At 37.0% G+C, this 16,993-nt stretch carries 17 protein-coding genes; 12 read left to right on the forward strand and 5 right to left on the reverse strand.

All coding sequences use genetic code 11. From position 1 onward, the window contains the following. Positions 1-10: 10 nt before the first annotated feature. Complete coding sequence (locus COD92_RS11020; RefSeq protein WP_098996324.1) at positions 11-2,017, forward strand: beta-galactosidase; 2,007 nt, start codon at positions 11-13, stop codon at positions 2,015-2,017. Between the two features lie 99 nt (positions 2,018-2,116). Here the strand turns inward: COD92_RS11020 and COD92_RS11025 are convergent, their stop codons facing one another. Next, positions 2,117-2,689: a cysteine dioxygenase gene (locus COD92_RS11025; RefSeq protein ID WP_098996325.1), complete on the reverse strand. Its 573-nt coding sequence runs from the start codon at positions 2,687-2,689 to the stop codon at positions 2,117-2,119. An 11-nt stretch (positions 2,690-2,700) separates the two neighbouring features. Further along, the gene (locus tag COD92_RS11030) at positions 2,701-3,627 is read right to left on the reverse strand and encodes a DMT family transporter (protein ID WP_098996326.1); all 927 of its coding nucleotides are present in this window, start codon (positions 3,625-3,627) and stop codon (positions 2,701-2,703) included. Between the two features lie 207 nt (positions 3,628-3,834). On the opposite strand from COD92_RS11030, the gene COD92_RS11035 reads away from it, so the two are divergent. From COD92_RS11035 to COD92_RS11045, 3 genes are read left to right on the forward strand one after another with little or no spacing between them, the layout of a single operon-like run. Continuing rightward, entirely contained in the window at positions 3,835-4,617 is a 783-nt protein-coding gene (locus tag COD92_RS11035) for an SRPBCC domain-containing protein (RefSeq protein WP_098530588.1), read from the forward strand. Positions 4,618-4,654: 37 nt separating this feature from the next. After that, positions 4,655-5,125, forward strand: a complete 471-nt coding sequence (locus tag COD92_RS11040) for an SRPBCC family protein (protein ID WP_098530589.1) — start codon at positions 4,655-4,657, stop codon at positions 5,123-5,125. Beyond that, entirely contained in the window at positions 5,115-5,603 is a 489-nt protein-coding gene (locus COD92_RS11045) for a DUF3237 domain-containing protein (protein ID WP_098530590.1), read from the forward strand. Before COD92_RS11040 ends, COD92_RS11045 begins: the two co-directional genes overlap by 11 nt. Positions 5,604-5,655: 52 nt before the next feature. Here COD92_RS11045 and COD92_RS11050 read toward each other — a convergent pair whose 3' ends face one another. Then, positions 5,656-6,129, reverse strand: coding sequence for a hypothetical protein (locus tag COD92_RS11050; protein ID WP_098530591.1), 474 nt, complete (start codon positions 6,127-6,129; stop codon positions 5,656-5,658). 255 nt (positions 6,130-6,384) lie between these two features. On the opposite strand from COD92_RS11050, the gene COD92_RS11055 reads away from it, so the two are divergent. Both COD92_RS11055 and COD92_RS11060 read left to right on the forward strand, forming a co-directional pair. Continuing rightward, on the forward strand, positions 6,385-8,184 hold the full coding sequence (locus COD92_RS11055; protein ID WP_098530592.1) for an ABC transporter ATP-binding protein: 1,800 nt from the start codon (positions 6,385-6,387) through the stop codon (positions 8,182-8,184). Then, on the forward strand, positions 8,184-10,313 hold the full coding sequence (locus COD92_RS11060) for an ABC transporter ATP-binding protein (RefSeq protein ID WP_098996327.1): 2,130 nt from the start codon (positions 8,184-8,186) through the stop codon (positions 10,311-10,313). The genes COD92_RS11055 and COD92_RS11060 overlap by 1 nt, the downstream gene beginning before the upstream one ends. A 47-nt stretch (positions 10,314-10,360) precedes the next feature. Here the strand turns inward: COD92_RS11060 and COD92_RS11065 are convergent, their stop codons facing one another. Next, a complete protein-coding gene (locus COD92_RS11065) occupies positions 10,361-11,221 on the reverse strand; it encodes an AraC family transcriptional regulator (protein WP_098530594.1) in 861 nt (286 codons plus the stop codon). Positions 11,222-11,367: 146 nt separating this feature from the next. Continuing rightward, positions 11,368-11,583 carry a hypothetical protein gene (locus tag COD92_RS11070; protein ID WP_098530595.1) on the reverse strand — a complete coding sequence of 72 codons (216 nt, stop codon included), beginning with the start codon at positions 11,581-11,583 and terminating at the stop codon, positions 11,368-11,370. A gap of 296 nt (positions 11,584-11,879) precedes the next feature. Between COD92_RS11070 and COD92_RS11075 the strand changes: the two genes are divergently transcribed. From COD92_RS11075 to phoU, 6 genes are all read left to right on the forward strand, one after another. Then, a complete protein-coding gene (locus tag COD92_RS11075; RefSeq protein ID WP_098530596.1) occupies positions 11,880-12,788 on the forward strand; it encodes a phosphate ABC transporter substrate-binding protein in 909 nt (302 codons plus the stop codon). An 80-nt stretch (positions 12,789-12,868) separates the two neighbouring features. Next, a complete protein-coding gene (gene pstC / locus COD92_RS11080; protein WP_098530597.1) occupies positions 12,869-13,789 on the forward strand; it encodes a phosphate ABC transporter permease subunit PstC in 921 nt (306 codons plus the stop codon). Continuing rightward, positions 13,789-14,676 (forward strand): phosphate ABC transporter permease PstA, encoded by an 888-nt coding sequence (gene pstA / locus COD92_RS11085; protein ID WP_098530598.1) that lies wholly within the window; start codon positions 13,789-13,791, stop codon positions 14,674-14,676. Before pstC ends, pstA begins: the two co-directional genes overlap by 1 nt. 16 nt (positions 14,677-14,692) lie before the next feature. Continuing rightward, entirely contained in the window at positions 14,693-15,505 is an 813-nt protein-coding gene (gene pstB, locus COD92_RS11090; RefSeq protein ID WP_098530599.1) for a phosphate ABC transporter ATP-binding protein PstB, read from the forward strand. 11 nt (positions 15,506-15,516) lie between these two features. Further along, positions 15,517-16,290 (forward strand): phosphate ABC transporter ATP-binding protein PstB, encoded by a 774-nt coding sequence (gene pstB / locus COD92_RS11095; protein WP_098530600.1) that lies wholly within the window; start codon positions 15,517-15,519, stop codon positions 16,288-16,290. Positions 16,291-16,304: 14 nt separating this feature from the next. After that, positions 16,305-16,964, forward strand: a complete 660-nt coding sequence (phoU, locus tag COD92_RS11100) for a phosphate signaling complex protein PhoU (RefSeq protein WP_098530601.1) — start codon at positions 16,305-16,307, stop codon at positions 16,962-16,964. Positions 16,965-16,993 lie beyond the last annotated feature (29 nt).

The raw sequence follows: 16,993 nt of genomic DNA on the forward strand, positions 1-16,993 counted from the left end.
TGAAAATGCTATGAAACAATTATTATACGGCGTTGCGTATTATGATGAATACATGCCTTACGAACGATTAGAAAAAGATATTGATATGATGAAAGAGGCGGGGATTAATGTTGTCCGCATTGCTGAATCCACGTGGAGCACCCATGAACCGCAGAACGGAATGTTTGACTTTTCTTCTGTGGACCGGGTACTGAATGCCATGCACAGTGCGGGAATCAAAGTCATTGTTGGGACACCAACCTATGCGATCCCAACTTGGATGGTGAAAGAACATCCAGATGTCTTGGCAATCACCCCAAAGGGACCGGGAAAGTATGGGGCTCGTCAGATTATGGATATCACCAACCCTACTTATCTTTTTTATGCCGAACGGATTATCCGGAAATTAATTGGACATGTAAAGGATCACCCAGCTGTAATAGGCTACCAGACGGATAATGAGACAAAGCACTATGACACTGCGGGTCCGAATGTTCAGGTATTATTCGTTAAATACATGAAAGAAAAGTTTAAAACATTAGATAATATTAACAACCTTTTTGGTCTTGATTACTGGAGCAATCGCATTAATAGTTGGGAGGATTTCCCTTCAGTTGTTGGAACAATAAATGGCAGTTTAGGATCAGAGTTTGCAAGATTTCAAAGACAGCTAGTAACGGAGTTTCTTTCCTGGCAGGTTTCAATAGTTAATGAGTATAAACGTCAGGACCAGTTTGTTATGCAAAACTTTGATTTTGAATGGCGCGGTTATTCCTACGGGATTCAACCAAGAGTAGACCATTTTGAAGCGGCAAAGGCATTTGATATTACTGGAGTAGACATTTATCATCCATCACAAGACGATTTAACCGGAATTGAAATTTCTTTTGGCGGAGACGTAGCTCGTTCTACAAAGGGAACCAATTATCTTGTTGTTGAAACCGAAGCACAAGCATTTACCAATTGGGTGCCATATCCGGGGCAGCTAAGGCTTCAGGCATTTTCTCATTTAGCTTCAGGAGCTAACATGGTCGCCTACTGGCATTGGCATTCTATCCACAACTCGTTTGAAACCTATTGGAAAGGGCTGCTCAGCCATGATTTTGAACTCAATCCTGTATACAATGAAGCAAAAACAATAGGCAGGGATTTTGAAAGACTCTCTCCACATCTAGTAAATCTGAAGAAAAATAATAAAGTTGCTATATTGGTTAGCAATGAATCATTGACGGCTCTCGATTGGTTTAAATTTAATTTTTCTAGTTCCAAAAATTACAATGATATTGTTCGAATGATGTATGATGAGCTTTACAAAATGAATATTGGCTGTGATTTTGTTAATCCATCTAGTGATAATTTTGAAGACTATGAGATGATCATTGTTCCATCCTTGTATACGGCTCCTGACCGCTTGCTAGAGCGAATAAACAAGTTTGTTAAAAATGGTGGTCACGTAATATATACGTTCAAGAGTGGATTTACGGACGAAAATGTAAAGGTAAGAACGACTCCGCAGCCTGGTATTATTAATGAGGCATGCGGAATATATTACAATATGTTCGTTGAACCGAAGAATGTTTCCTTAAGAGATGATCCTTTCCAGGTGGGCCAAGAAAATAATACGGTGGAAACTTGGATGGAACTACTAACACCAACCACGGCAGAAGTATTAGCATTTTATGATCACCCGCATTGGGGAAAGTATGCAGCTATCACAGAAAATCAGTATGGCAAAGGACTAGCAACCTATATTGGTTGTATCCCTAGTGCAGCGATCATGCAAAAGATATTGGAGCATGCCATAAAAAAGGCGAAACTGTGGGGAGTAGACCAAGAGCTCGCCTTTCCGTTAATCGTTAAGTCGGGGATAAACCAAGAAGGAAAGCATGTTCATTATTACTTTAATTACTCAGATGTTCCAAATTCTCTAAGGTATCCCCATAAAGACGGTGTCGAATTGTTAACTGATAGTACTGTGACTATGGCGCAAACATTGGACGTAGAGCCTTGGGGAGTCCTTATAATTGAAGAGATGTAAAATATATGCATGGTTCTGTTGTTAGTGATTGATGTTTAATGAATTTAAATGAAAAAGGCATCTAACCTATTATTTTGGGTAGTTGCCTTTTTTGATATGTCAGTCCTTATTTTTAATATTGTTCTTAAGTTGAATCTCTTTTACCTTCTGATATTGTTCATCAGGCCACCATGCCCCGCAATCGTCAGATACGACACAAGCCGCACACTTTTCTAAATCATAGACTTTCATTCCAGTAATAGGAGGCGAATACAAATGGAGTGTGACCAAGTTTGTCTGATTAGAGGCCTGCATTTTATGAATGGCTTTTCTCGGGGCATAAAAATATTTCCCTTGATGGTGATACTCACGAAACAATTCAGCAGGTAATCCAGTCCCGCTCAACTCATAAACTGAATTAAGAGAAGTACCAGAAAGGACTTGTATCCAGCCATGGGAATTACCATGATCATGAGGGGCACATTCCAGCTGAGACCAATTCATTACGAGCATCTCTACTTCCTCATTTTTGAAAAGAAGTTTACGATTATATGGTTTCCCCAGGGATGGTTCTGGCAAGTCATCAAAATCTATAAGTTTTATATCTAGTGTTAATAGAGCATCCTTTAACTGCGCTTTAGAGGGGTTTTTTAAGGTATCTAACAAATTCTTTATTCTACATGTCAAAGTCATATGCTCTCCTCCTATTGACGATTATTCTTGAAGAAGCTGAACAACAGAGGCACTAGCTGACCATTAACAATAATGACTCCAATTATAATTATGATTCCTCCGGCAACACTTATGAATAAAACTTTTTCTTGTAAAAGCAGAACGGCAGCAACCAATGTTGAGACAGGCTCCAAATACAGAAACATCGAAACCTTGGATGCCTCTAAAACTTCCAGCGCCTTCCCCCAGTACCAATAAGCAATTCCGGAAACAAAAACACCCAGAAACAACAAATGTGCCCACTCTTTATGGTTCAAAAGTGAAAGGGATTCCCATCCATTGCTGCGTATGATAAGTGGTGCGGTCAGGATCAAGCCTATTAAACTCATATAAAATGTCACCAAAAGAGGCGGATAAGGAATTCGCAAGCTTTTTAATAGTACCGAATAAACAGCCCAGTTCAACGTGCTCATTATCATTAGGGAAAATCCTATATTTATGGAGAATTGGAAGGAATGTCCACTTCTTGTCGATGTAACTAGTAGGACTCCTATAATTGCCAGTACCATTCCTGCAGCCCTTGTTATGGTCATCTTTTCGTGCAAAAAAAGAATGGATAGGATGACCGTAAAGATAGGGGATAACGAAATTAGCCATCCTGCAGAAGAAGCATTGATGGTTAATAATGCTGTCGCCTGGAGTATTTGATGGACGAATACTCCAAGAATGCCAAGTATTATTAAATGTGGGAGATATTTAATAGAAACGAGTAGCCGAATACGCTTTAATACTAATAATAAAAGCAAAAACAAGGCTCCTATGCCAAAACGAAGAACAATAATTGAAAAGGGGTCAAGTTTTTCTAGCACCGCCTTCGTGGATACAAATGAAACTCCCCAAAAACTAATTGATATCAGTGCGTATAACGAAGCGGTTACTTTCGATTTATAATGACTCATAGCTGAACATTCCTTTCAGCAAAAGATATTATTTAATTTTATGCTTGTCCTGAAAGATGATGTTTGTTTATAGGGGAACAGAGGAAAGATAAGGGGAGATTTGGGAACTTGACCATTGTTTTAAGTCATGTTACCATTAGGTCACATGTTATATGTGACTATATATTCACATATAGTTTAGCTATATCTTTTGAAAGGATCTTTGGTATGGAAGACGAACTTTCCACACTTTTTAAAGCATTAGGACATCCCATTCGCAGACGAATTCTTGATATTCTGAAGGATTCACCTAAAACAACAGGCGAACTTGACGATTATTTTCCGGAAGTCACAAGGTATGCAATCATGAAGCATTTATCATTACTTGAGGAAGGGAACTTAGTCGTAGTGAGGCGTGAAGGAAAATACCGACGCAATTTTCTCAACGCAGTTCCACTCCAGAAGATGCATAACCGATGGATAGGAAAATATATGGAATTCACTGCCAATTCACTACTAAATTTGCAAGGAGTCATAGAAAACAAAGGAGGAGATTTTATAATGAAAGAAACAGAACGGGTTTTTAAGATTGAACAAGAGGTATTAATTAATGCTTCCCGCGAACAAGTATTCCAAGCATTAACAGAACAGGCTGGTGATTGGTGGGAGTTCCGCTTGGCACCAAAAGGGGAATCGTCGCATTTCACATTTAGCCCAGTACCAGGGGGACAATTCACCGAAAAATGGGGTGAAAATCAGGGAGCCGTATGGGGCAATGTTTACTATGTGAACGCCCCAGAAGAAATCCGCCTCCAGGGTCATTTAGGAATGCAAGGAGCCGTTAACAGTTCCTATACTTATCGTCTTACTGAGAAGGAAGGATCGACATTGCTGCAACTTTCCCATCATGCATCAGGCATCATTCGCGAAAACTGGGAACAAGAGCATTCTGAAGGGTGGAAATATCTTTTAGGCACCTTGTTGAAAAATTATGTAGAACAAAATCAATGAAAAACATCTTAGTTAGTATTAGGAAGTGTATGAAGTTATGGTAGACGTATTAACAGAAATAAATATCCACTCTCCTCTTAGACAAGTTGCGGAGTATGCAGCTAATCCTGACAATGCTCCTGAATGGTATGAAAACATCAAATCAGTAGAACGGCAATCACCAAAACCGCTAGCAATCGGTTCGCAAATTGCCTTCAAAGCCCATTTTTTAGGTAAAGAGTTAGCCTATATATACGAAGTTGTCGAATTTGTTCCAAGCCATAAGCTCGTGATGAGAACAGCTGACGGACCGTTTCCAATGGAGACAACTTACATTTGGGAATCGATTGATAACAATGGAACTAGAATGACACTGCGAAACAGTGGGAATCCGACTGGATTTTCAAAACTGTTTACTCCATTCATGGGCTCGATGATGAAAAAAGCTAACAAAAAAGACTTGGAAAAAATAAAATATATCCTTGAAAAAATATGTAGGGGAAAGGGAGGAACAACGTTTGACAGCTAATGTCCCAGATGAGTTAGGTAAACATGAAGGGTTTGAGGAAGTATTCAGTATTTTTATAGAAGTTGATAAACCGATTGTAGTGGGGCAGGATGACGTGGTTGGCAGGCGGCAGCTCATTCCCATTTTATCGGGTGAAGTAATAGGAAACGGCTTTAAAGGAAAAGTACTGCCTGGAGGAATTGATAGTCAAATTATTCGTCCGGATGGAAAATGTGAACTTTCCGCAAGATATGCCATTCAATTAGAGGACGGTGCTTCCATTTATATTGAAAATAATGGGGTACGTACTGTTCCGGCAGAATATGCAGAGGTGGTAAAAGCAGGCGATTTTATAGACCCTGAATTATATTATTTTCGAACGGTCCCCATTTTTGAGGTATATGATGAAAAATATAAATGGTTGATGAATCACCTTTTTATATGTTATGCCAATAGATTACCTGATAAAGTTTTATTAAAGTTCTATAAAGTTCTATAAAGTTTTTATTCTCAAAAAAAGAACTGTCCTAAAAAGGAACAGTACGAGTCTCTTAACCCATCATAAAATCAGAAGCATTTATACCTGCAACCAATGATTCTTTTGCAAGTTCTAACTCAAGTCTAATGAATAGAAGCTGTCCATTAAGTTTATCATTCTTACTACTTAACAATATAGCTTGGTTAATATTATTAATAGATTCGTTATTCTTATTTAAAGCCAGTGAAATTCGATTATCAGAAAGATTAATCAGTAAGTCATTATCTTGGATTTCAGGAGCTACAGGTATATTTGGAAAAAGGGGGTCACTTGGGAGATAAGTATCAAAGGGTAGAGACTTAATGGCCAGATAGGACTCAGTAAGACTATCAATCGCATCTTGGTAGAATTGTTCTTTTATCGGATTCGGAGGAAAAGGAAAAGCAGTCAGTTCCCGAAAAAAGATTAACGCACTTTCTGTATATCGAATGGCTTGTACCGTATAAGCCAAGGCAAATCTGACATTTGTCAACATGTTAGAAGACATATTCTTCACTCCTAATTGATGAATTCTATTTAGTGTATGTAATTAAGGCGAGCCCGTAATGGACAAGTAGGTAATTTATAAATATGTTGATTCAGCATTCTGTATATACGTTCAACCTCTTCCGTGAATTCAAGGAAAGAGGTTATTTTTTAGTTTTAAAGCATGATAATCCATGAAAGATGATGGGGAAATCCATTGTGATTGTTAGAAAGTTAGGATATCCTTAGCATATTCCTTTATGAAGGAGCGGTTACGATGAGAAATGCTTCCATCTTTAGAGAACATTTTTTGTTACATAAGTGGAGTTATTTACTTGGATCCATCCTTTTATCGATTTCACTCATACTACAGTTATGGGTTCCAATGTTACTAAAGGAATTCACAGATGGACTGCAAAATGAATCCATTAAAGTTTCGGAACTGTGGGGATTAGCCTTATGGTTTACAATTCTAGGAATTGGTACATTTTTGTTTCGGTCAAGTGGACGAATCTATATATTTCGAATGTCAAGAATCTTGGAACGGGATCTGAGGACTCAATTGTTTTCTCATTGGGAGAAAATGCAAGCAGAATACTTCCAGAATCAGCGAATTGGGAATTTGATGGCTCATGCCGTAAACGATGTAAATATTCTAAGGCAAATTGGCATGCAAGGTTTTTTTCAAATGGTAGAAGCAGCTGTATTAATTACGATTGCTGTAATTATGATGGCTGGAACGATTAATCTTTATTTAACGCTCCTTGTTTTATTACCTTTACCCGGATTAACGTATATTGCCTATCGGTTTCGGACTAAGATACAAACACATTCTCTAAAAGTACAAGAGGCGATAGGCACATTAACAAGCCGTGTCCAAGAATTTTGTTCCGGAATTAGTGTAATTAAAACATATGTTCAAGAAAATGAACAAATATTGAAGTTTGCAAAAGAAAATAAGTCAAACGTTGAGGTAAATAAACAATTAATTCGCTCAAACTCCCTTTTTACCTCACTAAGTCAAGGGATTATTGGACTTAGTTATTTATTGTCTATCGTAGTGGGTTCGATTTTGGTCATGAAAAGCACCATCACACTTGGGGATTTTGTCGCTTTTAATACTTATTTATCCATGTTGATAGGCCCAATTGAAAACATTGGTAAGGTCATTAATCTACTCCAACAAGGAAAAGCCGCAGATTACCGAATTCGTCATGTGTTATCCACTGAACCCGAAATTAAAGATGAAGAACAGGTGGTCCCTTTATCTTTTATAAAAGGTAATATTAGAATTAGAAATCTATCTTTTAAATATCAAGGGAACAAGGGCTATGCCTTGTGCAATATCAACGTTACAATACCGAAAGGAACCAGATTGGCCATTGTTGGGAAAGTAGGCAGTGGAAAATCAACTTTAGTCAATTTACTATTACGTTTATACAATCCTCCTAAAGATACAATTCTTATCGATCATCACGATATTCGCGATGTCCCATTAAAAACACTTCGTTCTTCCATTGCATATGTCCCGCAAGACAATTTTTTATTTTCCGAGACGATCAAAGATAATATTGCTTTTGACCCAAATTCTTACCAGGATGAGCAAATATATCATGCAGCAAGGCAAGCCCACATTTATGACGATATTATGGATTGTTCAAAAAAGTTCAATACGGAATTAGGTGAAAGAGGCCTTTCATTATCAGGCGGCCAACGGCAGCGCGTTAGTATTGCAAGAGCATTAATTAAATCATCACCTATCATCATTTTTGATGACAGCCTGTCAGCAGTAGATTCTAAAACAGAAGCGAATATTTTAAAGACACTTCGGACCGAAATGAAAGGTCGAACCTCCATCATTATTAGTCACCGAATATCTACCATTCAGGATGCTGACCAAATTATTGTAATGGATAATGGTGAAATCGTGGAACGGGGGACACACCTGACACTTTTAAAAGAAAATGGAATCTATAAAAAAATGTATGACCAGCAGACAACAGAGCACACACTAGTTCAGTCCAAGTTCCCTTCCATTCATGAGAGAAAAATTCTTATTAAAAGAAGGAGGGGCTAATGATTCGAAATAAAAAAGAGGGAAATCATCTGAAAATGGCTGACCGTCAACTTGTAAAAGGAATGCTATCGTTCGCTAAACCATATTGGAAACTGATTTTATTTTCGATTCTGTTAACTGGATTTATTGTTATAGCCAGCTTAGCGCAACCCTTTATACTGAAAATCGCGATTGACTCCCACATAAATGGATTATATGACCCGATGATTTCAACTCAGCAGTCAAAAGCCCACATAGTGAAAGAACTATTGAAAAAAAATGACATCTCATATAAGGAAATAGCTATCTTGGACCATAACGTTTATTTTAGATTAAAACCTTCTGCTTCTCCATTTCAACCGATCTCAGGAACTCAAAAAGTTGCTATTGTACCAATAAAAAATTCCTATTATCTTGTTCATGGTTGGAATAAAGGTTTCAATCAGAGTAAGGATTATCAAGTCAATTCAAGAGACAATGAAATTAAGATCAGCGGTCATTCATATCCAATTACTCTCTTACATTCTAAAGAGGTAAATTTATTTAGAACAAATGATTATCAAGGGTTAATCTATTTAGGAATCCTGTATTTATTATTGATTATAGGTTCTTCCATATGTACTTATTTTCAAAATAACTCTCTTCAATTTACTGGGCAATATGTGATTTACGATTTTCGGAAAGCACTGTTCCGGCATTTTTCCCGATTGCAGATGTCATTTTATAGACAAAATCCGATTGGAAGGTTAGTAACAAGGGTGACCCATGATGTCGAATCCCTTAACCAGCTCTACTCACAAGTCATTGTTAATTTAGTAAAAGAGGTACTTATTCTAGTTGGAATTCTTATCCTGATGCTTTATATGAGTGTTAAACTAACACTTATCTGCTTCTTAGTCATCCCTGTTATTGGAATCGTAACCTTTTATTTTAAAAAGGTGTTACGGACAACCCAAAGGAATCTGCGTACAATTCTTTCAAGGCTACTTTCCTTTCTTGCCGAAAACCTCTCGGGTATGAGTGTGATTCAGCTATTTGCTCGTGAGGAAAAACAATTGGAGCTGTTTAATGAATTAAATGAAACGCATTATCGGGCAGGAATGCGTCAAACTATTATAAATTCAATCTTTAACCCTTCGATCGGACTTTTTGGGAATATTTCGCTGTCGCTATTAGTATGGTATGGCGGAAGAAGTGTTTTAGATGGAAGTATTACCTTTGGGACCGTATATGCATTTACACACTATGTAAGGCAATTTTTTGAACCACTCAGAGGACTTGCAGACAGATTTAACCAAATTCAAGCGGCGCTTGCCTCAGCTGAACGAATATTTGAGACGCTAGAAACCAAACCGACTATTCTAAATCCCGCTCATGCTAAGTTCCTTCCTGACAAGGTCCATGGAAACATCGTTTTTCATAACGTTTGGTTTGCTTACGAAAAAGATGATTGGGTATTGAAGGATATCCATTTCACTATAAAAAAAGGTGAAACAGTGGGAATTGTTGGAGCAACAGGTGCAGGCAAGAGCTCGATTATTCAACTGGTTAACCGGTTTTATGATAACCAAAAAGGGATCATCACCCTTGATGGAATTAATATAAAGGATGTTCATTTAAATGATCTTAGAAAACACATTGGCATTATTCAACAGGACCCATTTGTTTTTTCAGGCAGTGTATATGAAAATATCCGCTTAAATCATCGGCATGTTAGTAATGAAGACATTATAAAAGCAGCGAAATCTGTAAACATTGATTCATTTTTTAAAATGCTTCCAGAAGGATATGAAACCATGCTTGGGGAGGAGGGGACCATCTTGTCGGCTGGTCAAAAACAGCTGCTCGCATTTTTAAGAGCGATGATTGCTGATAATGATGTACTAATACTTGATGAAGCTACAGCCAATATTGATACAGAAACAGAAATAGCAGTTCAAGATACTTTAATAGAGATGTCCAAGAATCGAACAACGATTATTATTGCTCATCGCCTCTCCACGATTCAACATGCAGATAAAATAATTGTTTTAGATAAAGGAAGAATCGTAGAAATTGGGAACCATCAACAGCTGTTAAGAAATCAATCAGCTTACTATCAATTATGTGTTAATCAGAAAAAAGGAACACGGGTTAAGGAAAAAGTATAAATAAACGCGAAAAAGGATGGTACCTCTTTTGAGTAAGCCATCCTTTTTTAATTTTTTAATGGAAAAGGGAATAATTTTTGTTCATCACTGAACTGAGTAGGGGAGACTCCTACTATCTTTTTGAAAATCCTGCTGAAATAGAGTTCATCCTCATATCCTACATTTTGACTAACTTCTTTTATCCTTATATCTGAATGGGCGAGAAGCTCCTTTGCTCGATCGATCCGAAGATGGGTTAAATATTCAATAGGGCTGTATCCGATATTTTTTTTAAAGAGTCTTGAATAATGACTTTTACTTAAGCCAGCCATCTTTGCCAAGTCTGTTAAGGTTATAATCTGATTATAATGATTACTTATGAAATCAATGGTTTTTTCAATTACTTGATTTGTATCCCCTGTAATGGTTTGAGAGTGAAAGTCTTGTATAAAAGTTAGGAGCAGTTCTTGAAAAAGAATCTTTTGTTTAAAGGCGATTGTTGCACCTCTTCGTTTTGTTAAATGATTTATTTCTTCTAATAGAAGGACAACACCAGCACTGTTTTTTATGGTATACACTCCATGTAATGGAAATGGAAGATCCTGTGGAAGTTTAAAATGCCATTGTTCCTGCTTCTCAAATGCCCCGGCATGCGTAAAACGTATAAAGTAAAATTCCAGAGGGTCGATTGGGGAGGTTTTTTTATCGCAGATCATCCCCGGTGTAAAAACGACCAATTTTCCTGGGGATAATGTATTTTTTTTACCGTTTATTACGATTTCACCAGTTCCTTTTGTAACAAACCAAAGAGAATGATAGAGAGTTTTTTTACCTTTTTTAGTCCAATTTGATGGACAAGTTTTATAACCTGCTAATAATAAGGAATACGTCAACTCATTAAGTTTTGATACCAAACAGCCAAGTTTCATAAATATTGAATCTCATCCTTTATTAATAGATTCCTATTTTAAGTTATTTATATGCAAAAATTGCAAAAATATACTTGGTTCTAAATAGGATGAGCTCTACTCTGTTTTAACGCTCATAAAAAATAAAACCTCAGATAGCTGAGGTTTTATTTTTTTATTGGGGGATTGTTTATATCAACATGAAAAGGAAGGAGGTTGTCCTCTTCAGTTTTCCCGTAGAATTGGTCCTGAATTTCTTGATTTGCCATACCTGCCTCGGAATTTACCTCGGAAGCTTCTCTTGCACCATAGTCTTTGAATTTTTCACTCATTTTTTGATTTGCTACCATAGCCGAATCTTTGTTTTGGTTATCTTTTAACAAATTTAATCCCTCACTTAATAATCAAAAATGGAAAACAAAAAACTGTATTCTTCTTAATTAATATAGATTTTTTTAAAAAATAAAATACACTTTTCTACTAATGAAAAAGACAAATTTCTTTAATAATTAAATCTTCGGAAGACATGATATAAAAGAGAAAAAATTTTTTCTAACAAAAATAAAGCACCGCTATATCCTTACATCGAATTCTACAAGTTAATCTTAAAGGTTCTTGATGAAACTGTAAGGCGGTCGAAAACAATAACAATAACCTATTCATGGGGGGACTTACAAAAATGAAAGATCTGAAAAAATTTACCAACTTAATGATAATCGTAACTTTAATGATGTTTGTTACTGCATGTGGCGGTGGATCTAAAGATAATACTACAGACACTGCTGATAAAGGTGGAAAAGAGGTTTCTGGTTCTTTAGTTGTTTCCGGCTCCTCTGCTATGCAGCCCCTAATAGCTGCTGCAGCAGAGGAATTTATGGCAAATAATCCAAATGTAGATATTCAAGTAAATGCTGGGGGTTCCGGGACTGGGTTATCTCAAGTAGCAGAGGGATCTGTTCAAATCGGAAACTCGGATGTTTTTGCAGAAGAAAAAGAAGGCATTCCAGCTGATCAATTAGTCGACCATAAAATAGCGGTTGTTGGAATCACCGCAGCAGTTAACCCTAATGTTGGCATTAAAGACATTTCAAAAGATAATCTTATTAAAGTTTTTACAGGGAAAATTACAAACTGGAAAGACGTTGGCGGCAAAGATCAAAAAATTGTATTGGTTAACCGCCCTGATGCTTCTGGGACACGCGCGGTGTTTAATAAATTTGGTCTTAATGGTGCTACACCTGCGGAAGGAATTACCGAAGATTCTTCCAATACCGTTAAAAAAATCGTTAATGAAACCGATGGTGCAGTAGGTTATTTAGCTTTCTCTTATTTTACAGATGACAAAGTAACACCACTATCTATTGATGGAGTAGAACCAACCGATGAAAACGTGCAGACAGGTAAATTCCCGATCTGGGCATACGAACATTCTTATACAAAGGGAGAACCAAGTGGAGCGGCGAAATCATTTTTAGACTATTTAATGTCCGGCGACGTTCAGAATACTTTGTTAAAGGAACAAGGCTACTTACCTGTGACGAAAATGAAAGTAGAACGTGATGCAAAAGGGAATCAAACCAATAAATAATCAACAGTCTTAGGTGTAACAGGGTAAATGTGATGAGTACACATTTACCCTTATGACGCATTAGGGGTGATTGTTACGTTATGGAAAAAATTGTTTCTGCAAAAGATAGATTATTAAAATCAGGTAATAATCGGTTGGATGGTGAACTAAGGGGGAAAATCCTTGTAATTTTATGCGCTGTGATTATGATATCTGCCACAATCGCTATCACCATTTTTCTAGGTATAAAAGGGCTGCAATCTTTTATTAAGAATGGTGTCAGCCTAATGGAATTTATAACTAGTAAGAATTGGAATCCAACGAATCAAGCTAATCCAGAATATGGAACTTTACCGTTCATCTTCGGTTCGTTTGCTGTAACCTTTCTTTCAGCTTTGGTAGCAGCACCTTTAGGAATTGGAGGAGCAATCTTTATGACAGAAATTGCTCCATCCTGGGGAAAGAAAATATTACAGCCAGTTATTGAGCTATTAGTGGGAATACCTTCCGTTGTTTACGGATTCATCGGGCTTTCAGTATTAGTACCGTTTATTAGGGAGAATGTAGGAGGTCTTGGTTTTAGCTTGCTTTCGGGAACCATTGTACTGTCCGTAATGATATTACCGACTGTAACAACCATTGCAACAGATTCAATGAGCTCTTTACCCAAGACCTTAAGAGAAGGGTCTTACGCTCTTGGTGCTACCCGATGGCAAACGATTCGAAAAGTGCTGATCCCAGCAGCATTGCCAACACTTTTAACCGCAATTGTACTAGGCATGGCAAGAGCATTTGGTGAAGCGTTAGCCGTTCAAATGGTAATCGGAAACGTAAAGGACTTGCCTTCGAGTTTATTAGATGCTTCTGCCACCTTAACCACTATTATTACACTAAACATGGGCCATACTACATATGGAAGTGTAGAAAATAATACTTTGTGGTCGATGGGATTAATTTTATTAGTCATGTCGTTCGCATTTATTCTCCTCATACGCTACTTATCTTCAAGGAGGAAGATGTAATGAATACCAAAACGGCTGACCGAATAGCTTCAGGTATCTTCTACTTAATAGCACTAATTATTATTTTGATACTTGTTGGTTTATTCTACTATATATTGGTGAATGGATTAAAAAACATATCCCTTAATTTCTTAACAGCCCCCTCAAGCAATGTTAGGGCCGGCGGGGGAATACGGGATCAATTATTCAATTCGTTTTATGTTCTGTTTATTACCATGCTGATCGCTGTACCTTTAGGTATCGGCGGGGGAATTTATATGGCTGAATATGCTAAACCAGGTAAAGTTACCGATACTATTCGTTCTTGTGTAGAAGTTCTAGCGTCACTCCCTTCCATTGTAATTGGAATGTTTGGTCTACTAATGTTTGTTAATTTAACAGGCTGGGGCTACACCATCTTAGGCGGAGCATTAGCACTAACCGTATTCAATTTACCAGTTATAGTTCGAGTAAGTGAGGACGCAATTCGTTCTGTACCAAGGGAGTTAAAAGAAGCAAGCCTTGCCTTAGGTATTACTCACTGGCATACGATTAAAACAGTTATATTGCCGAGTGCATTTCCAACTATTTTAACAGGTATAATTCTAGCGGCGGGTCGTGTTTTTGGTGAAGCAGCTGCGTTATTGTTTACGGCTGGTCTATCTACACCGCGACTTGATTATGCAAATTGGAATCCATTTTCACAGACCTCACCATTAAATATCTTTCGTCCGGCGGAAACTCTGGCAGTACATATTTGGTCTGTTAATACCCAAGGCTTAATTCCTGATGTAGAAGAGGTATCAAGCGGTTCTGCAGCCGTTTTAGTCATCTCAGTATTAATTTTTAATTTATTAGCCAGATGGATTGGAAGCATGATTCATCGGAAAATTACGGCAACTAAATAAAAGCAGGTGAGTTGGTATGGTGACAGCAACGAAAGAAAGACCGGTTGAATCGAAAACTGTACAAAGTAATAGGAAACAAAATATATTAAATGTGAAAAACTTGGAGATTTTCTATGGCGGAAAACGAGCAGTAAATGGAATAACAATGGATATTGATAAGAATTCAGTTACTGCGCTAATCGGTCCATCCGGTTGTGGAAAGTCGACTTTTCTACGCAGTATTAACAGGATGAATGATTTGATCCCTGGGGCAAAGGCAAAAGGGGAAATCCTTTATGAGGATATCAATATTTTATCAGATCAAATCAATGTTGTCGCATTAAGAAAAGAAATTGGAATGGTTTTTCAAAAACCAAATCCATTTCCAAAATCCATTTATGAAAATATTACCCATGCATTAAAGTTTGCAGGAATTAGAAAGAAAAGTGAGCTGGATAAAATCGTTGAGGAAAGTCTTCGAAAGGCAGCATTGTGGGAGGAAGTAAAAGATCGACTTCAAAAATCAGCACTATCACTTTCAGGCGGACAGCAGCAACGTCTTTGTATTGCTAGGACAATCGCCATGAAACCAACCGTTTTGCTTCTGGATGAGCCATCTTCAGCACTAGATCCTATCTCTAACGCGAAGGTTGAAGACCTAATAGTGGAATTAAAAAAAGACTATTCGATTATTATCGTTACTCACAATATGCAGCAAGCATCGCGTATTTCAGATAAGACAGCCTTCTTTTTAAGTGGTGATTTAATTGAATATGACCTCACGGAAAAAATATTTACAAATCCTTCGATGAAAAAAACGGAAGAATATATTTCAGGAAGGTTCGGGTAAGGGGGGGGAGCATGTCAAACATAGCGGTACATAGACAAGTTTTTCAAATAAACGATTTGAATCTATGGTATGGAGAGCATCATGCCTTAAAGAGTATAAACTTTCCTATAAACAAAAAAGAAGTAACCGCAATTATTGGACCTTCTGGTTGTGGCAAGTCAACCTTTATTAAGACTTTAAACCTAATGATTAATTATGTTCCAAATGTAAGGATGACTGGGGAAATAAATTATAACGGTCAAAATATTCTAAATGAAAAAATGGATCTTGTAGAATTGCGAAAAAATGTCGGGATGGTTTTTCAGAAAGGAAATCCTTTTCCACAATCCATTTTTGATAATGTAGCTTATGGACCAAGAATCCATGGAATTAAAAGAAAAACTCATCTTGATGATATCGTTACTAAATCATTAATGGACGTTGCTCTTTGGGATGAAGTAAAGGACAGGTTAGATGCCCCCGCACTCGGACTTTCTGGAGGACAACAGCAAAGATTGTGCATTGCCAGGGCACTTGCAACAAAACCAGATGTTTTACTCATGGATGAGCCCACATCTGCACTTGATCCTATTTCAACCTTAAAAATTGAACAATTAATATTAGAGCTGAAAGAAAAATATACGATTGTCATTGTGACACATAATATGCAGCAAGCCTCGAGGGTTTCAGATCAAACCGCGTTCTTTTTAATGGGAGAATTAATCGAACTGGATGATACCTCAAGGATTTTCTCAAACCCACGGAATGAACGTACTGAAGGATACATCACAGGAAGATTTGGCTAATAGGGGTGAAAAGGGTGAATACAAGATTTAATTTCGATAGTAATTTAAAACAATTAAAAGATATGCTGATAGAGATGGCTCGAAAATCGGAAAATGCTATTAAGGAAAGTATAGATACACTCATAAATCAAGATATTGAAAAAGCAAAAGAAATTATTAATAATGATACAATTATTGATGAACTTGAACATGAAATAAACAATAAAGCGATAATACTAATTGCTAAGGAGTCACCTGTTGCAAGGGACTTAAGAAAAATTATTGTTGCATTAAAAATTTCTTCTGAAGTTGAGCGTATTGCCGATAATGCCGTTAATATTGCCAAATCAACATTGCATATTGGGAAAGAAAAACATATTAAAGAAATTGTCGACATTCCAAAAATGATGGACCTTGCATTAGAAATGTTAAGTGATTCATTAAAAGCCTTCCTAACAGAGGACGTAGAGTTGGCAAGAAAATGTGCGGAGAAAGATGATAAAGTAGATGAAATGTATGGAAGGTTAATTAAAGAATTAATGGACTATATACAGAAATACCCGTCACAAACAAATCAAATTACGCAGTTAGCTTTTGTATGCAGATATATAGAAAGGCTTGGGGACCATTCAACTAATATTGCTGAACATGTTATTTACCTTGTAACCGGACAACGTCTTGATTTAAATGCATAATATCTCTTAATTTACTTGGATTAGATAAG

The organism is Bacillus sp. AFS037270, assembly GCF_002585305.1.

Bases quoted from the DNA above. Each gene is read 5' to 3' on its own strand.
- COD92_RS11020 (WP_098996324.1), top strand. From the start codon at position 11: ATGAAACAATTATTATACGGCGTTGCGTATTATGATGAATACATGCCT.
- COD92_RS11025 (WP_098996325.1), bottom strand. From the start codon at position 2,689: ATGACTTTGACATGTAGAATAAAGAATTTGTTAGATACCTTAAAAAAC.
- COD92_RS11030 (WP_098996326.1), bottom strand. From the start codon at position 3,627: ATGAGTCATTATAAATCGAAAGTAACCGCTTCGTTATACGCACTGATA.
- COD92_RS11035 (WP_098530588.1), top strand. From the start codon at position 3,835: ATGGAAGACGAACTTTCCACACTTTTTAAAGCATTAGGACATCCCATT.
- COD92_RS11040 (WP_098530589.1), top strand. From the start codon at position 4,655: ATGGTAGACGTATTAACAGAAATAAATATCCACTCTCCTCTTAGACAA.
- COD92_RS11050 (WP_098530591.1), bottom strand. From the start codon at position 6,129: ATGTCTTCTAACATGTTGACAAATGTCAGATTTGCCTTGGCTTATACG.
- COD92_RS11055 (WP_098530592.1), top strand. From the start codon at position 6,385: ATGAGAAATGCTTCCATCTTTAGAGAACATTTTTTGTTACATAAGTGG.
- COD92_RS11060 (WP_098996327.1), top strand. From the start codon at position 8,184: ATGATTCGAAATAAAAAAGAGGGAAATCATCTGAAAATGGCTGACCGT.
- COD92_RS11065 (WP_098530594.1), bottom strand. From the start codon at position 11,221: ATGAAACTTGGCTGTTTGGTATCAAAACTTAATGAGTTGACGTATTCC.
- COD92_RS11075 (WP_098530596.1), top strand. From the start codon at position 11,880: ATGAAAGATCTGAAAAAATTTACCAACTTAATGATAATCGTAACTTTA.
- pstC (WP_098530597.1), top strand. From the start codon at position 12,869: ATGGAAAAAATTGTTTCTGCAAAAGATAGATTATTAAAATCAGGTAAT.
- pstA (WP_098530598.1), top strand. From the start codon at position 13,789: ATGAATACCAAAACGGCTGACCGAATAGCTTCAGGTATCTTCTACTTA.
- pstB (WP_098530599.1), top strand. From the start codon at position 14,693: ATGGTGACAGCAACGAAAGAAAGACCGGTTGAATCGAAAACTGTACAA.
- pstB (WP_098530600.1), top strand. From the start codon at position 15,517: ATGTCAAACATAGCGGTACATAGACAAGTTTTTCAAATAAACGATTTG.